This window comes from Bacillus sp. 220_BSPC, assembly GCF_001054655.1.
GTDB classification, from domain to species: Bacteria; Bacillota; Bacilli; order Bacillales; family DSM-1321; genus Peribacillus; species Peribacillus frigoritolerans.
The window spans coordinates 1-20,690 of the sequence record NZ_JVPL01000003.1 but is presented as its reverse complement, the minus strand read 5'-3'; the positions used below and the strand labels follow the sequence as shown (position 1 = coordinate 20,690).

At 37.8% G+C, this 20,690-nt stretch carries 15 protein-coding genes; 7 read left to right on the top strand and 8 right to left on the bottom strand.

All coding sequences use genetic code 11. From position 1 onward, the window contains the following. Nucleotides 1-140: 140 nt before the first annotated feature. On the bottom strand, nt 141-2,210 hold the full coding sequence (locus ADA55_RS00105; RefSeq protein WP_048677816.1) for a bifunctional rhamnulose-1-phosphate aldolase/short-chain dehydrogenase: 2,070 nt from the start codon (nt 2,208-2,210) through the stop codon (nt 141-143). Nucleotides 2,211-2,903: 693 nt separating this feature from the next. Between ADA55_RS00105 and ADA55_RS00100 the strand changes: the two genes are divergently transcribed. Continuing rightward, nucleotides 2,904-3,662, top strand: a complete 759-nt coding sequence (locus ADA55_RS00100) for a GTP cyclohydrolase II (protein ID WP_048677815.1) — start codon at nt 2,904-2,906, stop codon at nt 3,660-3,662. A gap of 936 nt (nt 3,663-4,598) precedes the next feature. Here ADA55_RS00100 and ADA55_RS00095 read toward each other — a convergent pair. Genes ADA55_RS00095 through ADA55_RS00085 form a run of 3 tightly spaced genes read right to left on the bottom strand, consistent with a single transcriptional unit; the run spans nt 4,599 to nt 7,388 of the window. Then, a complete protein-coding gene (locus tag ADA55_RS00095) occupies nt 4,599-5,612 on the bottom strand; it encodes a bifunctional metallophosphatase/5'-nucleotidase (RefSeq protein ID WP_048677814.1) in 1,014 nt (337 codons plus the stop codon). A gap of 47 nt (nt 5,613-5,659) precedes the next feature. After that, nucleotides 5,660-5,887: a twin-arginine translocase TatA/TatE family subunit gene (gene tatA / locus ADA55_RS00090; RefSeq protein ID WP_048677812.1), complete on the bottom strand. Its 228-nt coding sequence runs from the start codon at nt 5,885-5,887 to the stop codon at nt 5,660-5,662. 55 nt (nt 5,888-5,942) lie between these two features. Beyond that, nucleotides 5,943-7,388, bottom strand: coding sequence for an alkaline phosphatase PhoX (locus ADA55_RS00085; RefSeq protein WP_048677810.1), 1,446 nt, complete (start codon nt 7,386-7,388; stop codon nt 5,943-5,945). Nucleotides 7,389-7,977: 589 nt separating this feature from the next. Between ADA55_RS00085 and yyaC the strand changes: the two genes are divergently transcribed. Then, nucleotides 7,978-8,550: a spore protease YyaC gene (gene yyaC, locus ADA55_RS00080; protein WP_048677808.1), complete on the top strand. Its 573-nt coding sequence runs from the start codon at nt 7,978-7,980 to the stop codon at nt 8,548-8,550. A gap of 89 nt (nt 8,551-8,639) precedes the next feature. On the opposite strand, the gene ADA55_RS00075 is transcribed toward yyaC, so the two are convergent. Beyond that, complete coding sequence (locus ADA55_RS00075; RefSeq protein WP_048677806.1) at nt 8,640-9,950, bottom strand: CitMHS family transporter; 1,311 nt, start codon at nt 9,948-9,950, stop codon at nt 8,640-8,642. A gap of 249 nt (nt 9,951-10,199) precedes the next feature. Further along, on the bottom strand, nt 10,200-11,063 hold the full coding sequence (locus tag ADA55_RS00070) for a LysR family transcriptional regulator (RefSeq protein WP_048677804.1): 864 nt from the start codon (nt 11,061-11,063) through the stop codon (nt 10,200-10,202). Between the two features lie 149 nt (nt 11,064-11,212). Here ADA55_RS00070 and ADA55_RS00065 point away from each other — a divergent pair, with 149 nt between their 5' ends. Then, a complete protein-coding gene (locus tag ADA55_RS00065) occupies nt 11,213-12,340 on the top strand; it encodes a 2-methylaconitate cis-trans isomerase PrpF family protein (protein ID WP_048677801.1) in 1,128 nt (375 codons plus the stop codon). Between the two features lie 681 nt (nt 12,341-13,021). On the opposite strand, the gene tcuA is transcribed toward ADA55_RS00065, so the two are convergent. Continuing rightward, complete coding sequence (gene tcuA, locus ADA55_RS00060; protein ID WP_048677800.1) at nt 13,022-14,533, bottom strand: FAD-dependent tricarballylate dehydrogenase TcuA; 1,512 nt, start codon at nt 14,531-14,533, stop codon at nt 13,022-13,024. Nucleotides 14,534-14,801: 268 nt separating this feature from the next. On the opposite strand from tcuA, the gene ADA55_RS00055 reads away from it, so the two are divergent. From ADA55_RS00055 to ADA55_RS00045, 3 genes are all read left to right on the top strand, one after another. Then, the gene (locus tag ADA55_RS00055; protein WP_048677798.1) at nt 14,802-15,662 is read left to right on the top strand and encodes a LysR family transcriptional regulator; all 861 of its coding nucleotides are present in this window, start codon (nt 14,802-14,804) and stop codon (nt 15,660-15,662) included. A 45-nt stretch (nt 15,663-15,707) separates the two neighbouring features. Further along, the gene (locus ADA55_RS00050) at nt 15,708-16,835 is read left to right on the top strand and encodes an AbrB family transcriptional regulator (RefSeq protein WP_048677796.1); all 1,128 of its coding nucleotides are present in this window, start codon (nt 15,708-15,710) and stop codon (nt 16,833-16,835) included. 396 nt (nt 16,836-17,231) lie between these two features. Further along, entirely contained in the window at nt 17,232-18,554 is a 1,323-nt protein-coding gene (locus ADA55_RS00045) for a CitMHS family transporter (protein WP_048677794.1), read from the top strand. Nucleotides 18,555-19,313: 759 nt separating this feature from the next. Here ADA55_RS00045 and ADA55_RS29010 read toward each other — a convergent pair. Beyond that, a complete protein-coding gene (locus ADA55_RS29010) occupies nt 19,314-19,490 on the bottom strand; it encodes a hypothetical protein (protein WP_153246074.1) in 177 nt (58 codons plus the stop codon). Nucleotides 19,491-20,097: 607 nt separating this feature from the next. Here ADA55_RS29010 and ADA55_RS00040 point away from each other — a divergent pair. Next, nucleotides 20,098-20,580: a DUF456 domain-containing protein gene (locus ADA55_RS00040; RefSeq protein WP_048677792.1), complete on the top strand. Its 483-nt coding sequence runs from the start codon at nt 20,098-20,100 to the stop codon at nt 20,578-20,580. Nucleotides 20,581-20,690 lie beyond the last annotated feature (110 nt).

Sequence of the window (20,690 nt, the reverse complement as noted above, 5' to 3'; positions counted from 1 at the left end):
TCCTACTACCTTTTCACATATTCTTCACTTATCATAATGGGCAGTACATACTTAATCTATTATTTTTCGATAGATTGATTCTACCTATGACAAACCCTCCACTTAAAGCAAAAAAATCCTAGAAAACAGGCAAAACCTATTCAGCGATTAAAAGCTCCAGGTACACCGCCGTCTACAGTGACCATGCAACCCGTTGTTTTGTCTGCTTTTGATGAAGCGAAAAACGCTATGGACTCAGCAATGTCTTCCGGGAATATGTTTACTAGCAATGTAGTACGTTTTTTGTAATGATCTTCAAGTTGGTCTGGTTCTATTCCGTATGCAGCGGCACGCTCTTGACGCCAACCCGATCCCCAAATGGAAGATCCTTGTAATACGGCGTCTGGCAAAACAGAATTAACACGGATTCCGAAATCCCCGCCTTCCACTGCAATGCATCGTGCTAGATGTGTTTCAAGTGCTTTGACTGAACTGTAAGCAGAAGCATTTTTTCCAGCGTAAACAGAGTTTTTCGATCCCACAAATACCATATTTCCTCCTGTTCCCTGTTGTTTCATTTGCTTAAAAGCTTCACGTGCTACAAGGAAATAGCCTGTCCCCAGTACATTCATGTTTAGGTTCCATTCTTTTAAGGTTGTTTCATCAAACGGGCTGGATGTGGCAAGGCCGGCATTGTTGACGATGATATCAATTCCCCCAAATGTAAGAGCTGATTTCTCAAAGGCATCCTGTACCTGCTCTTCACTGGTAACATCCATTTTAAAAGCTGCAGCACGTATTTCCCCGTATTCTTTATTGATTTCATCCGCAACTTTTTCAGCACCTTCAATATTTAAATCAGCTAGAACTACATGGGCACCTTCAGAAACTAAACGCCGTGCTGTTGCGCTGCCAATACCGCCCGCACCGCCTGTAATGAAGGCTACTTTGCGTGAGAACTCCGCTTCTGCCGGTGAAAGAGACAATTTATAAAGCTCAAGTGGCCAGTATTCAACGTTATATGACTCATTTTCACTGAGAGATACGAACTCGCCAAATGCTGTTGCCCCTTTCATAACCGCAATCGCTCGATGGTAAAGTGCTCCGCTCACATTTGCCATGGCTACGTTTCTGCCTGTATTGACCATTCCGACACCTGGAATCAAAATAACTCGTGGTGCAGCCTCAAACATCACATCTCCTTCGTTTTTATTTCGCTCGAAGTATTGCTTATATTCTTCCTTATATTGTTGAATACCCGTTTTAACTTTTTCCACCAAGGATTCAGTCCGTTCATTTTGAGGATCCCAGTTAATGTAAAGCGGCTTCATTTTTGTATGTACTAGGTGATCCGGGCAAGCGGCACCGACTTGTGATAGGGCAGCCGCATTTTTGCTGTTCAAAAATTGCAGGACATCATCTGCATCGTCAAAGGTTAAAAGCATTTTTTTCTCCTCACCCACAGCACCGCGGATAACCGGCATAATCGAAGCAAGAACCTTTTTGCGCTCTGCTTCAGGTAAAGAGTCAAATGCCTGTCCACCAAATGCATCTTCTTCATGCTGGCGGCTTTTAATAAACTCTTCTGCTTCCGTTATGATCGATATGGTTTTTTCATAAGCTTCTTTCGATGTTTCACCCCAAGTAACCAATCCGTGTTTTTCCATTAAAACAAGCTCGGCTTGCGGGTTATTTTTCACACCTTTTGCGATCATTTTAGACAAAGTGAAGCCAGGGCGCTCATATGGTACCCAGACAAAACGATCACCGAAAATTTCATTGGCGACTTCTTTTCCATTGTCTGCACAACAAAGACTAATAATTGCATCTGGATGTGTGTGGTCAACATGTTTAAAGGGAAGGAATGCATGAAGTAAAGTTTCAATCGACATACGTGGATGCTTACTGTCGATCATGCAGTGTGACAAATATTCAACCATATCTGCATCAGTCATGTCATCACGCTCGATTAAAGGGTGAATATCCGCTAGATTCAAACCTGTGAAATTGCCCGCTTTCATTGTTGCAAGGTCGGAACCGCTTCCTTTAACCCACATGACTTCAATTTCCCGGCCACGAAAATCCTTTTCCATTGTTTTCATGGATGTATTGCCGCCTCCCCAGTTGCAGACGGCTCGATCTGTACCGATTAAATTAGACCGATATACCAGTTCTTCTACTCCAGATGTCACTTTTGACGCTTCTTTATCATTCCATAAATTATTAACCATTTTGTTTTACCCCCGTTTATCTTTATTTGTGTTTGTTTTATTGTATAACACTTTTGTTTTCATTTGAAGAAGTTTTTTTAATTGTTTCCAATTTTACGAAAACAAGGAAAATCGTTGAGCGTGAAAGACAATGGATGTATCCGCATTTTCAACAATCCAAATCATTCTGCAAGGTAAATATCATCTAAAAAATCACCATTTTCCTTAGATGAAGTCTGTAAAATAAACGTAAATACAACAAATGACCAGGAATGTAAACACCATGTCCCTTCCATCCTTAGAAAAAGAAAGATGCAAAACTTCCCAAAGACTTCGCAGGACATTTCCTACGGAAAGACATAATTTTCACGGGTAAACAGGCAGCTAGACAAACTTCTTTCTAATCCAAATACCATTGATGCAATAATGCTTCTCAATCCTTTTTACTGAAATTAAGAGATACAGTGTTTTTAATCGAATTCCATTGAAAAATCGGTGCTGTGGCTTTATTGAGGTAATATGAGTTACTGTTCAAATAAGAAATGGTCTTGGGCTTTCACACCAAAGATGGGGTTAACCTTTTGCTATCGTCTTTCGTTTTAGTACATTTGGAGCTTTTTTTTCTATTTAAAATCAAAGATTCACAAAAGAGTGGATTGGGTACAATATGAAATGAACTAGTAAACGTTATCTTAGTTTCGGGAGGAAGTTTATATGATTAATGAAAAAGTGGCTTTGATATTAGAAGATAAAATTAACGTTATTAAAAGTGATGAAACATCCATTTATTTAGTCGGCCCAATCAAATTACCCGTTAACTTAGAGGGCGAAACAATTATATTCCAGTGGTATTGCTGGTTACGATGTGAGAATATGGCGGGTCATTTTTGTGGTGACGGCACTTATAATATAGAAAAGATCATTGAAACTTTAGCCTCTTCCAACTTAGCGGAAATGCAGCAATCAAGTGTGTTACTGTATGGAGATTTCCAACATTCAGCTGAAGCCCTTATCCGGATGCATAGTATTTGTCATACTGGGGATATATTTGGCAGCAAACGCTGTGATTGTGGCTTTCAATTAAAGCAGGCTATGAAAATGATTGCAACTCAAGGATCCGGGGCTTTATTTTATTTAGCCAATCACGAAGGAAGAGGCATCGGATTATTTAGTAAAGCCATGGCTTATGTTCTGCAAGAAAAAGGATTGGATACGGTGGAAGCTAATTTGGAGCTTGGATTTGTGGATGATGCACGCAACTATGATGACGCCATTCGGGTGTTAAAAAAACTGCGCTCTAATCCAGTGACCCTTATCACCAACAATCCGAGAAAATTAGAAGCCCTTCAAAACTCAGGTGCCAATGTTGCAGGAAGAGTTCCGTTATGGGGAGACATTTCCGAGTTTAATGAAAAATATTTAAAAACTAAAGTGGTACGTTCCGGCCATTTAAAAGATAGTAAAAATGAATGAATTATTTGTTTTATATGAATTTGTTTCTACCCCTAAATAGGTTTGAAGTGAAATAAATCAACTTGTTACCGTATGCTTTTCCTTTTTAAGTTCTTTGATTTATAACATCACAGGTTACCGTAAAATGAAAACACATACGAGTATAAGGGATATAAATAAAATTGCTCACGTCTGGATAATAAGTAAATACATAAAAACAGGATGCAACGGAAAGTTGCACCCTGCCTGAAAAAGGGGTTTGCTTCATTTCGAATCAGCATAAATTCTCTGCGATAAACACCTCATCTACATTAGAGTAAGAACTGGTATCTGACTAGAGTTTACCATCCAAAGCAACCATCCCCTATATCTTAAAAGTTTAATCAACTTTCAAAGCATAAATGACAATTATTGAATGAGTTTTCTGCTTTTACGTGCAAGAGAACCATCTCCTTGCTCGAATCGATTTTTTAATGAAGCTATCAGTAGTTAAGTTAAACGTCTTTAACTAACACCTCATTTACTATATGATGTGAATCATACGTAATCAGTAGCCCCTTCTTCTTTATTTATAATGACCATCAGCGGCTAAAAAATAACTGGTTGTTTATGGATATCAAGAGTTCTTTCAAACGATTTCCAGCAAACAAAAAGGAATTTAATGGGATTCCAAACGAAAATCTTCGCAATCTCAATGGCTTAACAAATGCTTTGTTCCCTAACGATCCTTTTTAGCACATTAATTAGTGGAATTAAGCTAAACTAAACAGATGATTCTCTACACTAAGTTCAACTCCCGTCAGTGGAAATGGCGAGTGAGCAAAAATAAAAAAGGCGCCAGTCAGTTAGTTTTCAACGACTTGTACACCCCCTTCCAGTATTTACTTTATCTTTAATTTAGAAAGGACAAAGCGAATAACCTCGCTTTGTCCCTCCCTCATAGCACTATGAAGATGATTATTGCGCTTTCAAATCTGCACGATAATCGTCAATAATCGCTTGTATCTCCGGGTTAGCCGGAACATTTGTGACGTCGTAAAGGAATCCATCGGATTCGACCAAAGTCATTTTGGCGTCAACGACTTCAAAAGTCAAATTAAGACGGCCCAAATAATGTTCTTGTTCTCCGCCAGCTTGAGTAATTGGCACCATCACCTCTCCGTTGAATTCATATTCGGGAGTTTCGATGACCTTGTGTGTATCTGCCCCGATTACCGCCGAAACTCCGGGAACCTGAGCCAGCTTGTGGTCTTCGGGATTTCCAGCATGCGAAAGGAGAATGTTTACGTCTGACTTCTCACTCACTTCAGGAAGCAACGCATTCAACGCTTCAACCGGTTCGATGAAATCGAGGTCTGCAACATCATCCCAACCTCGAATTTCCGGCTTCATCGAAGTAAGACCAATCATGCCGACTTTAACGCCTGAAAAAGTAAAACTCTTCCAAGGCTTGACATTCTGTATGTACTTTCCTGTTTCCCTGTCAATGACATTTCCAGTAAGGATGGGGAAATTTACGTTGCGGTGGTAATCCTTTAACTGTTCATAACGGCTGTCCGGTGTGCCCTCCCCGGCAGGGTAAACACGGAAATCGTTGTTTCCTAGAGCCATAGCATCATAGTCCAATGCTTTTAACAGAGACGTTTCTAACTCTCCTTGACCAGCTTGAAACTCGCCGCGCAGGAAGACATCCCCGCCATCGACGAGAAGCACATTCTCCTCTTCATTGCGCACATTTTCAATGATGGTGGCGTACTTTGCAATAGAATTGTGATGAACGGTTCCATCATCCAGCGTGACGATGTCATCCAGATGACCGTGAAAGTCATTTGTCTGGAGAATGGCGAGTTTAAACTTCTCTCCTTCCTTGAGCTTTTCCTCCGCAACTGCCGTAACGGGCTTTGCGGCAAAAGCGGCAGCCATCGCCAGCGAAAAGCAGCCCGTCAAAAATAACTTCCCCATTTTTTTCATACTATTTCCTCCAAGCAATTACTCTATTAAATTGTAAAACAAGTTATTTAATTACCAGTCTTTTCGGATTTCTCAAGAGCAACTAGTTTATTTTTTTCTTCAGAGTTAGTATTTTCTTCTTTGTCATTGCTGATCAAATCATTTGTTGCTTTTTTAAATTCTTTTAAAGTGTTTCCAAAAGCCCTTCCAATTTCGGGTAATTTAGAAGGACCAAAAATGATTAACGCAATGACTAGAATTAGAATTAGGCCAGGGATGCCGATACTGGATAACAAATGTCTCACCTCCTACCATAATGGTTTGAAAGAACATAAAAAATGCGTTCATTACTTATAAAATTGGCATGCCATGACGCTCTAAAGCTGCTGCTTCTAATATAGACATGCCTTGTTCTTCTGCGAATGCAGTAAGTTTATCCGAAACAACTGGAGCAAGACTTGCTGGCGGCAAAGCCTGGTTCATAGCTCTTCTACGGGTAGAATTTCTGCGTGCAAATGGTCCCCAAATCGCAAAGGTGATACCTGGTGTTTGCATATTCACAAAGAAAGTATTTCCATCTGGAGCAAATGTAGGGCCAGCAAATTCAGAACCGTTCATCATATTCTCAGCGAAAGTATAAATATTTCCTTCAGGAGTTAATCCGACAATACGGTCATTGCCGCCGCCATCTTCGGCGATCCAAAGATCTCCCCAAGGAGTGATCGTAATGTTATCCGGTGCTTCTAAATCATTTTTATCAGTAGACTCATAGAATAGTTCTAAGTTGTTTGTCGCTGGCGTGTAGCGATAAACACGGCCAAGGTGTGCTGAACCTGCACTTGTATCATCAAACCATAAAGTACCTTCAGAAAAATAAGCCCCTTCTAAGCGGCTAAACTGAATGCAGCCTTTATCCTTGGCATCTTGCTGTGCAATTTCAGGATTTAATTTTTTCCAAACAACCCCGAATTTTTGTTCAGTACTAAATTGACTTGCAGCTGCAGCTGGCAATTCATCAATCGCTGCTGCTTCAAGGATACCTCCCTTTTGCAGAGAACCTAGCTTTTGACTTCGGTCATGTGGTGTAAAGCGGTACAAGAAGCTTGGACTTGCGTCTTCGGTTAAATACCAAATTCCTGTTGAAGGGTCAACATGCCCAGCTTCATGAGAGAAATAACCCATATCACGGATCGGTGTTCTTGACATTTCGTTTTCAGGATCAAGCGGATTCACTTCAAATACAAAACCATGTCCCATATCACGAGTTTCTTCCATTGTTAACCAGGTCCCCCAAGTCGTAGCTCCACCCGCACAGTTACGGATCGTACCTGAACTTGATACATACTGATCAATGACCTTGTTATTTTGTCCAACGATTAATGTGGTTGTGCCGCCGGCAGCACCAGCACTCCAAGGTTTTTTTCCGTTTACAGGGTAATCCGAATTTGTCCCATTTTCATGGTTTCTTACAAGAATGGTTGTACCCTTCTCTCCTTTATAGGCAGCCATTCCATCGTGGGCAGAAGGGACAAGGTCACCATTAGGCATGATATCACCAGTTCGTGAAAGCATTTTGTAATGAAATCCCCTTGGCAGATCAAGAACTCCATTTGGATCTTTTACTAATGGGCCATAGCCGCCAAATCCACTTGTTGGATTGCTGGATTCCGCTGCAAATCCTTTTGTAGCCCCCGCAAGAGAAAATATCCCAGTTGAACCAAGTGTTAATGCTAAAGTACTCATACCGCCCACTTTTAAGAAATTACGTCTGTTTAAACCGCTATTGCTGGATTTCATCAACATTACCTCCAAAAAATCTTTTTGAGGGGTGCTATATTCCTTATAGCAAACCCTACCCTCAAAATTAACAGAACATTTTAAATGCTCTGTTAAGCTCATGTGATTTTATTCCTTCGCATGAAAGATAAACCAAAAGTCACTGTTTTCACGAAAACAATGGAGGTTATAATGACATTTTTAACATGTAAAGGGTTGAAATTGATGGTATGAGTCAAAAGTGGAGAAAAAACTAAGGATTTAGTCATAAAAAGACCGATGCAGAATATTAAAGCTTATTAATCGTTTGTAAATATAAGAGATACACTATGACAAACTAGTTAACCCGATTAATTTTACCAAAATCTATTTAAATTTTTGAAAGGGTATCGGTTAAAGACATGCTATATCATTAATCTGGAAGTATTCTGGTTGTAAACCCAATCCCACATACTCCCCCAAATAAATTAAAGGGCTTGTTTGGATTACTGCCATTTTTCAGAGTGTTAAATGCTAATAATTTAAAAATATCCATCAGTCACAAGCATTTGCTCATATTTACATGCATGATATCTTTTTAATTCGTATAATAGAGTGAAGGGAAATCAAAATGAGTCTAATTTACAAAAAGAGGGAGCAGATTTGTTCTGTGGAACCAAAAGGCGAAGAAATAAACAGTTTAGCATTAAAAGTCAAAGAGATTATTCAATCTTCAGGATGTCAAAACGAAGATGTAATCTTTCTGTGTATTGGTTCAGACCGATCGGTCGGGGATTCATTGGGCCCTTTAGTCGGGACGATGCTTAAAGAACATACGGTGCCTTATCGTGTTTATGGTACCTTGGAAAATCCCGTTCATGCATTTAATTTAAAAGAGACGTTGAAAGAAATTAAAAAGCAATTCAAAAAGCCTCTTATTTTTAGTGTGGATGCATGTTTAGGGGATCAAAACCAGGTCGGTTATGTTTTTTTGAAGGATGGACCTCTTGTCCCAGGGAAAGCTTTAAAAAAAGTATTACCTGAAGTGGGAGATTATCATATTATAGGAATGGTAAATTATATAGATCCGCTGCCAACGATGCAATTTTTAAATGATACTCGTCTATACACGGTTATGAATTTGGCGAATAAAATCGTAAAAATCATTACTCAAGCGACCGGCGAGACTTCTAAACCTTATTAAAAGAATGGGCTGTCCCAAAAACCACTAATAATAATTGGTTTTGGCACAGCCCTAATTGTTTAAGTTCGAGAATTTATTTAACGTTATACTTAAATAATAGCCCCTGTCAAGATAGCAGCAATAATAAGGACTAATGAACAAATTAGAGCCCATTTAAATGCATACCGCTGTAGTTCCCCGATATCTGTCTTTACCATCCCTACCAGTAAAAGAGTCGAGGCCACGAGCGGACTTAAGAAATGTACAGGCTGCCCCAGTACGGAAGCTCTGGCAATTTCTAAAGGACTCACCCCATAAGCGGCTCCTGCTTCTGCTAGAATTGGCAAAACACCAAAGTAGTAAGCATCATTTGATAAAACGAACGTAAATGGCATACTTGTGAACGCAACGACCATCGGTAAAAAAGAGCCTAAAGAATCCGGAATGATGGCCACTAATGAATTTGCAATGGCGTCTACCATTTTCGTTCCGGAAAAGATCCCTGTGAAAATACCAGCCGCAAATACTAATGTGACAACGGTTATAGCGTTTCCTGCATGTGACTCGATTCGCTCTTTTTGCTGTTCTAAATTAGGGTAATTAATGATCGAAGCAAGAACAAACCCGATTAGAAACAACACCGGTACCGGTACTAAGCCCATGACAAGAACGACCATGACTGTGAGCGTCAACAAAAGATTGACCCATATTAATTTAGGGCGCTTTAAATCGTCTTGTATGGCGGAAGCTACCGCTGCTTCAGCAAGAGCCCCTTTCATTTCAGGTGCAGATTTGATATAAACAACGCCAAGCCTTTTGCGCTCTTTTTTACCAAGTACATAAGCGGTAAAAAGAATGGCTGCCATTCCTGATAATAATGTTGGGATAATCGGGACAAAGAATTCATTTGCATCCAAACCTAATGATGCTATTGCTCTAGTTGCAGGACCTCCCCAAGGAGTCATTCCACTCATAATACTGACAGCCAGCATAGAAATAGTGGCAAGAATAAGTGGATTCATACCAAGTCGCAAGTAAAGGGGCAGCATAGCGGAAATCGTAATCATATGAGTCGTGGTACCATCACCATCTAAGGCAACGGTCATTGCGATTACTGCTGTTCCTACCGCTATTTTAACCGGATCCCCTTTTACGATTTTCAACATGGTTTTAATAAGCGGATCAAATAATCCAGCGTCAATCAGAACTCCGAAAAACAAAATAGCGAACAATAGCAAAGCGGCTGAAGGTGCGACAACCTTTATTCCATCGAGCATCATATCTCCGAGCTCTGGGCCAAATCCGCCAATTAATGCAAAGATAATTGGAATGACTACAAGAGAATTAACAGGTGATAACCGTTTAGACATGATTAAATAAGTAAAGACAACGACCATTGAAATTCCAAGTAATGTTAGAATATTAATCCCTCCTATTAAAGAAACCGCTTACAAATTGAATAAAAAGTTTGAATAACTAAAAAATATTACATATTATTTCTGTTTCCCTGTTGCTTTATTTTCTATTTTTAGAATAGTTCATATCATCAAATAAGTGAAATACATATTTTTTGTACTTTTTCGAAAAAAAAACTTATAATCCATTTTATATTAAATTAAGAAATCCAAAAAGCACAATGAAATTGTCAATAATTTCATTGTGCTTTTTCGTTAAAGATTGGAATTTTTATTCAAGAAATCAATAAAGTTTTTCACAGTAGAGAGTTTTAATGAATCCTGGTTATACATTAACCATGTATTTCTTAACACTGGCTTCCCATTTTTGTAGGATAACCCGTATGTATGCAAATTATCTGAAGGCTGCAGGCATATTTCCGGCAGAATGGAAACACCAAGATCATTTTTGACCATCTCTTTGCACGTCTCCTGCCGATCTGTTTCCATAGTTACAAATGGTGGCTCTGGGAATCTATCATGCCACCAGCCATTTATTAAGTTTTTTAAAGAACTGTCGGTCTTATAATTTATGAATGGAAGTTCCGGCAAATTATCCAAGTCTACCTCTTTCTTAGAAATTAAACAAAGTCTTTCTTTATGCAGTAACGATTTGATTCCATACCATTCATAATTTCCACGCAGAATGCCTAATTGAACACTAGAGGAATCCAGAAGATGCATGATTTCAGTACTCCACCCTGTATTCACATTAAATTGTACATGAGGATATTGTGTTGAAAACTTTTTCAATATTTCTGGTAGTTTATATTGGGCAAAGTTGCTGGAAACGCCAAGCCTTAACGTTCCTCTTACCTCATTTTTCATATTCAGCATATAATCTTTCGTTTTTTGCAACTTTTTCACCATTTCTTCCGCATAGCCCGCTAAATGTACCCCTTCTGAAGTGAACTCGATGCCTCCTTTTATTTTGAAAAATAGGTTTGTGCTAAATTCTTTTTCTAAATTTTTAAGCCGGTACGTTAGCGCCGGCTGCGATATATATAAACGTTCTGCGGCACGGCTAATGTTTTTTTCTTCATATAGTACCCTTATCGCAATCCAATCTTTTTCGTCCACTTAACCATCTCCCGATTTTTGGATTATAAGTTTTTTTATCATTTTCATTAAAAAAATATGTATTTTACTTATGAATAAACATATCATACTATATTTTCAAAGGAACCGGTAGTGCTATAAATATTCATTTGAGAAAAGGTGGTTATACAATGAAAGTACCTGTAGTTGTAATGCGCGGCGGGACAAGTAAAGGTGTGTTCCTTAATTTTGAACATATGCCTTCGAATCCCTTACACTGGGAGGATTTCTTACTTGACGTGATGGGCAGTCCGGATCGGAGACAGATCGATGGTCTTGGAGGAGCGAATTCATTGACAAGTAAAGCAGCGATTATCAAAAAGTCAGAATCACCGGAATTCGATGTGGAATATACATTTGCTCAGATCAGCATCGATAATCAAATGGTTGATTTTAAAGGAAATTGTGGAAATATATCTTCCGCTGTAGGACCTTACGCAATTGAGCAAGGATTAGTCCCTATACAAGAACCTGTTACAACGGTGAAAATTTTTAACGTGAATACACAAAAACTGATTATTGCAGAGGTAGAGGTTGAAAATGGACATGTGAAATCAGAAGGATGCTGCTCAATACCTGGGGTGCCTGGTAAAGGATCACCTATTTATCTTTCTTTTACTCGTGCAGAAGGAGCAGTTACAGGAAAACTTTTCCCTACAGGAAATCCGATTGACATGATTAAAACCAAGGATCGGCTAATTCAAGTTTCTATCATTGATGTTGCCAATCCACTCGTTTTTGTCAGGGCACAGGATATTGGTCTAAGCGGAACCGAATTACCCAATGATTATTCACAGGAAAAATTAATTGAACTGGAAGAAATCCGGTCAATTGCAGCTGAAATGTGTCAATTTTCCGATAAGAAATCAGCTACTGTCAAATCTCCTGCTGTACCTAAAATGACTCTAATTGCTCCTCCTATGGATTACGTCGATCTAAACGGATCTGAAAGAAAAGCGTCAGAGATGGATTTGATGATCCGAATGATGTCGATGCAAAAGCCCCATCAAGCGCTTGCTATTACAGGAGCCATCTGTGCAACAGCGGGGGCTTACTTACAGGAAACGGTTTTATCTGAGATGGTGAACATTAAACACGAAATTTTCCGATTAGCCCATCCTGCAGGGATAATGGAAACAAAGGTTGATTTCTTGGCAGGACACATACGTGCTATTAAAGTGGTACGCACAGCAAGAATCATATTGGAGGGCTACGTGTACACGAAAAAAAATTACGAGCATTCCTATCAATTAGCTTGATAGTAAGGGATCTGCAAATTACAGCAAAAAGTTCCCTTTCACTTGGGGGCTTTATCAAATGTGGGTCTTCACTATCTTTTTATAGGAAAATAGTAAAATATTTGAATTAGGCGAAACGAAAGAAAGATTCAAAAATATGAAAGGCACTAAAATTCCCCAGATAAGCTAAAACCCCTAAAAATCTGGTTACAGTTACTAAAACCAGATTTTTATGGTTACTATAATATTTTAAAAAAGCTAATTACTATCCATCATCTTGTTTAGAGAAAAATACCAATACACAAAATCCCTACCCTTTTTCATGCTGAATTTTAGAATCGAGCGGTAAACAGCAATAAGTTAGAACTGTATTCATACGCGTTGATGCCCATCTATCCATTCAAGCTATTGCTGAACTCGAAAAGCTAGTAATGAAGAACCTTAATGTCTCGCCATCAAGACGATTAAAGCTATACAATCACTTCATCTGAAAAAGCTCCAATAGATAAACTGTTACTAAGTTTGACCTTTTATATTCCTATATGATATGAGTTTTAGTCAAAGCATAAAGACTTTAAATATGTTAAAATACCAAACAGCCAAGGACTTTTAAGCCTTGGCTATTTTTCATTCTTCTACTTCACGTATCTCCATTATTTTTTTGGACACATTCTTATCCAATAAACCATTCAAGGAAAAGACTCAGTGATTATTGATCGTTTCAACCTTTTCTTGAGTATAGCGTGCTGCGGATGAGCCAGCTAATTTTCCAAAGACTGCTCCAGACATTAACCCGGATCCACCAGGATAGTTTTCATAAAAAATCCCCCCAATCATTTCACCAGCCGCAAAGAGACCTTTTATCGGTTGTTCTTCTTTGTCTAACACATGACCCGTTGTATCTACATGCAAACCACCGAACGAGAAGGTAATTCCGCACGTTACAGGGAAAGCATAGAATGGACCTTGCTCAATTCGAAGTGCCCAGTTGGATTTAGGAGGGGTAATTCCTTTCGTTCCTTTGCCATCTTTCTCTACGGGTCTATACTCGCCATCTTGTACCGCACTGTTATACTCTTCGATCGTTTTAAGAAATTGTGTTTGATTGACCGGCAGTAAACTAGCCAACTCTCCAAGCGTATCTGCTTTATAAAAAGTCGCTTCTTCAAGGTCATATTCTTTACGCAGCATCAGGCGTACCTGTGCATCATAAATTTGATATGCCACATGTCCAGGCTGTTTTAATACCTCACGGCCGTATTTTGCATAAGTGTAATTTCGCAAATCTGCTCCTTCATCAACAAACCGTTTCCCTTCATTATTAAGCATGACGCTGTACGGATAAGAATGCTTTTTAAAAATATCTCCCGGCTTCGTGAAGTCCCCTACTTTTGGCGCATTATAATCTGTCCCAATAGAATGACATCCAGACCACTGCCCAAATTTTTGAGCCCCTACTGCCATAGCCATGGAAATGCCGTCTCCTGTGTTGAACTCGGTTCCACGAACAATAGCCGCTTCCCATTCTTCACCAATATTTTCACTTCTCATTTTCTTATTGGCTTCAAAGCCGCCACAAGCCAAAATCACACCGGATGTCTGAACTGTCACCATTGTATGATCCTTCTCAACAACGACACCGGTTATTGTATTATGGTCTGATACGAGCTCCACAGCACGTGAATCGTACCAAACGTCGATGCCAATTTCTTCTGTCCGCGCAAAGAGCTGTCTCATTAAGCCAACGCCTTTATCCTCCGTTTTGATAGGCAGTCCTCCCCAGAAATTGCGCTTGCCAGCTTGTACGAAAGATTGATTTTCATAATTCAATTCAAATTTTATTCCCTGATCACGCATCCACGCAATTGTTTCATACGATCTAGAAACCAGCTGCTTTGCTAACTCAGGATTACTTTGTCCACCTGTTACTCGCATTAGATCATTGTAATAATCGGTTTCCGTGTATTCAGGCATTACAATTAACTCGGATTCTTCATCTGTTAATTCAGGTATTATATATCTGATTCCGTCTAAATTATTGTATGCAACGCGAATGGCTCCATCCGTGAAGAAAGAGTTCCCTCCACGCTTTTCCACTGGTCCCCGTTCTAATACAAGAACTCTAGCACCTCCCTCTTTTGCTGAGATTGCGGCACATAAAGCTGCGTTTCCTGCCCCTACTACAACTACATCATAATATTGTGCATTTGACATTTTTACCCCTCCTGTAAAGTAGTGATAACTCTTCATGTAAATAATAAGTGAAAATAATGAATAAAAATAATATTGTTTTTTTATTCATTGCCATAGAAAAATTTTATGAAAGAATGCTGGAAAGGCAAAACTATAGTGAGTCTATTGATTTACATAAAAAGATAGATTTCTTTTTTAATTAGCTGTATTATACTTTTAGAAATTAAATAAATTATCATAATTTATAATTACCCATAAATATTTTTTATGGTTAAAGGAGAAAAATTTTATGGATGAAAAAGACTGGCTTATATTAATTACTCTTTACGAAGAAAGAAATATAACAAAGGCAGCACAGCGACTATTTATTTCTCAGCCAGCTTTATCCTATCGTATAAAACAGCTGGAAAAAGAGTTCAAAACAAATTTGATCTCTAGAGGCAAAAGAGGTGTCGAGTTTACAGTTGAAGGGGAATACCTCGTTCAATATTCGAAAAATATGCGTAAGCAATTAGGAGCGGCAAAAGAACACATTTCAAATTTGGATAAAAAAGTAAAAGGAACTTTGCGATTGGGTGTATCTGGCTTGTTTGCCCGATATAAACTACCAGTATTATTAAAAGAATTTCTAACCCTATATCCAGAGGTTGAAATCAGTTTGAAAACTGGATGGAGTTCTCAAATTCATCAAATGCTTCAAAAAGAAGAAGCACACCTCGGGATTGTTAGAGGTCCTTACAAATGGCAGGAAAATAAAGTGTTATTTCAAGAAGAAAAGATTTGTATTGCCTCCAGTAAAAAAATTGAATTAAAAGAACTTCCTTTTCTTCCTAGAGTTAATTATCAGACAGATCAATCGTTAAGAAATACTATTGAAAACTGGTGGCAGGAAACATTTGCGTTACCACCTAAGATTTCAATGGAGGTAGATCGGATTGAAACATGTAAGGAACTGGTTCTTAATGGTTTAGGATATGCCATTTTACCAGAAATCTGTATTAAAGATGATGAACCGCTGTATACTTTCCCCATTGTATTAAGCGATAATAGCTATTTGCTTAGAGAAACTTGGGTTTTTTATCGGGATGTGACTATGGATTTGGCACAAGTGAAAGCATTTATTGATTTTCTTAATGATTCTAAACAATGAAACAAGACGAAACGAAGTAAACTAATTCAAAGGAAGAGAATTAATATGAAAAAGTGGGATTTAAATAATGCAAGCAAGACAATCCAATTTTCGGCTGCACTTCTAACTGCTTTTATTGGAGGCGGCCTTTTCTCTCTTTTCAGGTTTCCAATCCCCTGGCTTCTTGGTCCAATGGCAGCCCTATTAATTGCATCACGTTTCAAAAACATTAAATTGATTTGGCCCGTTTCGATGAGAAATACTGGATTAATTATTGTAGGTTATTCAATAGGCATCTCCTTTACCAAGAGCTCACTGTCTGATATGATTAGTCACCTTCCCTCAATGATGATCCTTACAATCTTAATTGTCCTTGTATGTGCATGTTCTGCTTTTGTTATGTCAAAATATTCCGGCATTGACTATCCCACCTCCTTAACGAGTAGTATTCCTGGAGGTTTGTCACAAATCGTTGTGTTTGTAGAAGAAATGAAAAGTATTGATATTACTACCGTAACCTTTTTCCATGTTACAAGAGTGATAATGGTGGTTTTCTTAGTTCCCCTGTTAATTATCAGTCCCCTGTTTGCAGCGAATCGTACCAATGATTCATCTAAAATAATGGATAACGTTATTCCAGAGTGGAGTGATTTATTTCCTCTTATCTTTCTGTTCGCCCTTATTTGTTTTCTCGCAGCAAGAGTAGGTAAAATATTCAAATTACCAGCTCCTTACTTTTTAGGACCAGTAATCGTTACTGCTGCAATAGGTCTTTTAGGTTTGCAGGGACCACCACTTCCTCTTTCACTTCTTGATATATCTCAATTTATGGTTGGCGGTTATATCGGTTTACTATTAAAACCGGAACAACTTGATAACAAAAGAAAAACCTTATTATTGGCTTTGATGAACGGACTAATCTTGATCTGCGCAACAATGTTTTTTAGTTTTCTACTGACCAAGTATTATGATTTATCGCCTATTACGGGTTTTTTAAGTTTAGCCCCTGGTGGAATGGATCAAATGGGAATCATTGCACAAGAAGTAAATGCTGATGTATCTACTGTTACCAGCTATCAACTATTTCGGATGGCGTTTATTTATGCCGCAGTGCCTCCATTACTAAAATTGGTATTAAAATTAAGTTTAAGAAAAAAAGACAAGAACAGTAATGTAAAACTAAATGTTAAATAAAAAAGGGGGAAGCTTTGCTCAAGGACAATGAAAAAGTCTGATTTATAAAGAAAAGAAGGTTATCATGCAAAATATTTAGATGATGACCTTCTTTTTTGATCCTAAAAGTAGCATTAAATTTTTAAAAAATTTCGTTATTGAATCATTTATCCTATGGCTTTATTTACTCTCCTCCCCATTCTTTTTTAAAGAATAAATTATTTTGATACCAATACAAAAAAAATATGTATTTAACTTATTGTTCTCTCTGTATTACCTTTAATAAAGAAAAGCGCATAAGCATAATGTAAAACTTATTAATCTACCAGTTTATTTTTCTGAAAAATCACAAAAATATTTCTTAGTCACCCAGAGATCATTTGAAAGCGCATTCAAAGTATGGGAGGGGATTTAATAATGTTTCTTACAATTTTAGGTATCTCCATGGTTACCGTCTTTACCTATTTAATTATGTCCAAACGTTTATCACCCATTGTTGCTTTAACTTTAGTTCCAATCGTTTTTGCTGTAGTTGGTGGTTTTGGAAGTAAAATTGGCACTATGATGATGGAAGGCATTAAGCTAGTCGCTCCTTCCGCCGCTCTATTATTATTCGCCATATTGTTTTTTGGCATTATGATAGACACGGGCTTATTTGACCCACTTATCAAAAAGTTATTAGAAGTTGTCAAGGGAGATCCTGTCAAAATTTCGATAGGTACCACCATTCTTGCATTGCTCGTGGCCCTAGATGGAGACGGTACAACAACGTATATCATTACTGTTTCAGCTATGTATCCACTTTATAAACGAATCGGTATGAATCCATTGGTTTTAGCTACAGTAGCCATGCTAGCTTTAAGTGTCATGAGTGGTATGACCCCCTGGGGCGGCCCTGCTACCCGAGCAATAGCAGTATTGGGACTTGATGCATCCGAATTTTTTGTTCCACTTATTCCTACCATGATCGGCGGTGCTATTTGGGTTATTTTCGTGGCATTTATTTTAGGGAAAAAGGAACGTAAACGATTGGGTGTAATACACATAGAAGAGTTAAAAAATGAAATAGCTGCTACTGTAGAAAATGAAGCCACTGATGCATTACCTCATATTGACATTAAACGCCCTCGTTTTTTATGGGTTAACTTATTAATTGTGGTAGGCATTATGGTCATTCTTATTATGGGATTGGTACCTTCCCCTATTTTATTTTTGGTCGGTTTCACTATTGCTTTAATGATTAACTACCCTAATCTGGAAATGCAAAAAAGACGTATCTTAGCACATTCTGGAAATGCTTTAATTGTTGTTCTACTAGTTTTTGCAGCTGGAGTATTTGCAGGAATTTTTTCCGGTACAAAAATGGTTGATGCTATTGCTAATGGACTGGTTGCGATAATACCAGCTTCATTAGGACAGTTTTTCCCTGTCATTGTTGGCATTACAAGTATGCCATTCACTTTCGTTTTATCGAATGATGCCTATTATTTTGGAGTTCTCCCTATTCTTGCAGAGGCAGCTTCAGCCTATGGCATTAGTCCGTTAGAAATTGCCCGGGCTTCTATATTGGGACAACCCGCTCATTTAATGAGTCCGCTTGTTGCTTCAACCATTCTATTAGTTGGCATGGTTGATAAAGACCTTGGAGAATATCAGAAATTTGCATACAAATGGGCCATCTTGACATCGTTAACCTTAACAGTATTAGCTATAATTAGTGGCGCTATCTCTTTTCTGTAAAGTATACAGGTCCTTGTCTACTTGTTTGCTAGTAAATAACCGCAGGACCCTTTCCAAAAACAACTACTAAGGACTTTTAATCAATTTATCATAAATGTGAGGAACAACAACTATTGAAAGATAGACTCGGCGTATATCATTAACAGATAATCACATGGTAATCTTATATCCCATTTGAAAGATAATGAAAAGAAGTTGAAATTAAGCTGGCTGATTACTACATGGAGGTTTTACATAATTTAATGGAGGAACTTTGGGATCGTACGAATGAATACCCAAACATTGAGCGTGAAAAAACAAAAAATCTTTTACAGCTTCTCAATCAAGAATAACCAAAAGAATGAATTGGGAAGAAATACAATTCTTACTTTAATGTTATTACAAAAAATATATTCTTATTTTTGTTATGAAACTGCCTAAAGTAAAAAGCTGCCTTAAAGACAGCTTCAATCTTATTATTTGCTCTCAAATGATAAACAATTGTATTTTAACTACCGTAAATAACTGTTTCAAAAGCTAATGGCAGTTGTATTTCTTAGATGAGATCAACTGCTTTCGTTGTGTTTTTTTGTTCCCTATAGGGAAACCTCTAAAGGTTAAGGCTTTTATGCAATCATTATTTAATAAATCCATTGAGAAATTGATATAACTCTTCTAATTCACTTTCTTTTGCCACAATACAGTTAGGGTATTGTTTTATCTCTGCTACGCTGGATAATTTAAAATCATTCGGAGTCGGGAGGCCAGAAGCACAAATCATTAAAAGTCAGCAAAGTGAATTAACCCAGTCACTGCTGACGTTTTTATGGTCATTTGCCCCATTGCTCGCCCTGCAAATAAACCCTTCATTGCACTTTTTCCACCTGTTCTTTCTATTACTATTCTACTTTCGTCTATTACTACTTTTGTTCCTGATTTCAAATCAAAAGTTTTCAACTTCTCAACCTCCTACTTTTCCCTTAATATTACAACATCTTTATATGAAAATGGCTTATAAATGTCAATGAAAATAAGCTTCAACTAACCTGCCAAGTTTTTTGAATAAGAAAAAGGTTGCCGAAAAAAACCCTAGTTAAAGTGTTACTATAAAGATTCATCAACAAGTTCTTATTGGCAAATTGAGAAATATTTTTATTTCATCGTAAACTTAGTCCATTTATACACATTATACATCTAATGTTAATGAAAGCTGCATTCGTAAAGATTGTTGCAATAATAAGGAATCATTTTTTTGGGAGTATAATATCGAAAGTTCTTCCAAGAAAGAAACAACCGCTTGAAAATCTAATATTAATCCAACATCTATGAGGTGAATTTTTTGGTATAAAGTATATGGGAAGCAAGTAATGACATAATCATGATCTAAACGCCTCCCGTTAGACAAAATAAAGAAAGGCCCAAATATCAAGGATTTGAGCCTTTGGTAGTTGATGACCTGTGCGGGATTCGAATATACAAGAAAAGAATAAATGGTGTTTGTCCCTAAATAGAAATATAATTTAATAGATATATGAAAAAGTAAGTATGAAAAGGTGGAGTTTCATTGGATATTTTATGGTGGGGGTTAACGATCGTCTTATTTGCTTTAAGTTTTGTAGGAATTGTCTATCCTATTATTCCTTCGGTTGTTGCCATTTGGGGAGGATTTGCAGTTTATCGATTCCTGGTTAATCCTGATGAGTTATCGTTATGGTTCTGGATCAGTATGGTTGTGTTGAGCGGTGTATTAATCGCGGCAGACATTATCGCAAACAGTTATTTTGTTAAAAAGTATGGGGGGTCAAAAACATCCGAGACAATAGCAGCTATTGCCACGATTGTTGGTTCATTTGTCTTTCCTCCTTTTGGAATAATTCTCGTACCATTTTTAGCAGTCCTCGTTTCGGAATTAATCATTCAAAAAGATATAATGAAGGCTGCTAAAGTTGGGTTTGCAACTATCATCGGTTTTTTAGGCGGCAGTTTAGCCAAAGTATTAATTCAATTATTGACGATTGTTTGGTTTATTTTAGCGGTAATCTTTTAATTATTTATAAACGGCTGCATAAGGAAAAAGCTGACTTTCAACAGTCAGCTTCAGACTGTTGACAAACTCGATGAAAATCGAGTTTGTCTATTTTTATGGCTTGTACAATT

Bases quoted from the DNA above. Each gene is read 5' to 3' on its own strand.
- yyaC (WP_048677808.1), top strand. From the start codon at position 7,978: ATGAGTCTAATTTACAAAAAGAGGGAGCAGATTTGTTCTGTGGAACCA.
- ADA55_RS00045 (WP_048677794.1), top strand. From the start codon at position 17,232: ATGTTTCTTACAATTTTAGGTATCTCCATGGTTACCGTCTTTACCTAT.
- ADA55_RS00095 (WP_048677814.1), bottom strand. From the start codon at position 5,612: ATGAAAAAAATGGGGAAGTTATTTTTGACGGGCTGCTTTTCGCTGGCG.
- ADA55_RS00100 (WP_048677815.1), top strand. From the start codon at position 2,904: ATGATTAATGAAAAAGTGGCTTTGATATTAGAAGATAAAATTAACGTT.
- ADA55_RS00055 (WP_048677798.1), top strand. From the start codon at position 14,802: ATGGATGAAAAAGACTGGCTTATATTAATTACTCTTTACGAAGAAAGA.
- tcuA (WP_048677800.1), bottom strand. From the start codon at position 14,533: ATGTCAAATGCACAATATTATGATGTAGTTGTAGTAGGGGCAGGAAAC.
- ADA55_RS00050 (WP_048677796.1), top strand. From the start codon at position 15,708: ATGAAAAAGTGGGATTTAAATAATGCAAGCAAGACAATCCAATTTTCG.
- ADA55_RS00105 (WP_048677816.1), bottom strand. From the start codon at position 2,210: ATGGTTAATAATTTATGGAATGATAAAGAAGCGTCAAAAGTGACATCT.
- ADA55_RS00065 (WP_048677801.1), top strand. From the start codon at position 11,213: ATGAAAGTACCTGTAGTTGTAATGCGCGGCGGGACAAGTAAAGGTGTG.
- ADA55_RS00085 (WP_048677810.1), bottom strand. From the start codon at position 7,388: ATGAAATCCAGCAATAGCGGTTTAAACAGACGTAATTTCTTAAAAGTG.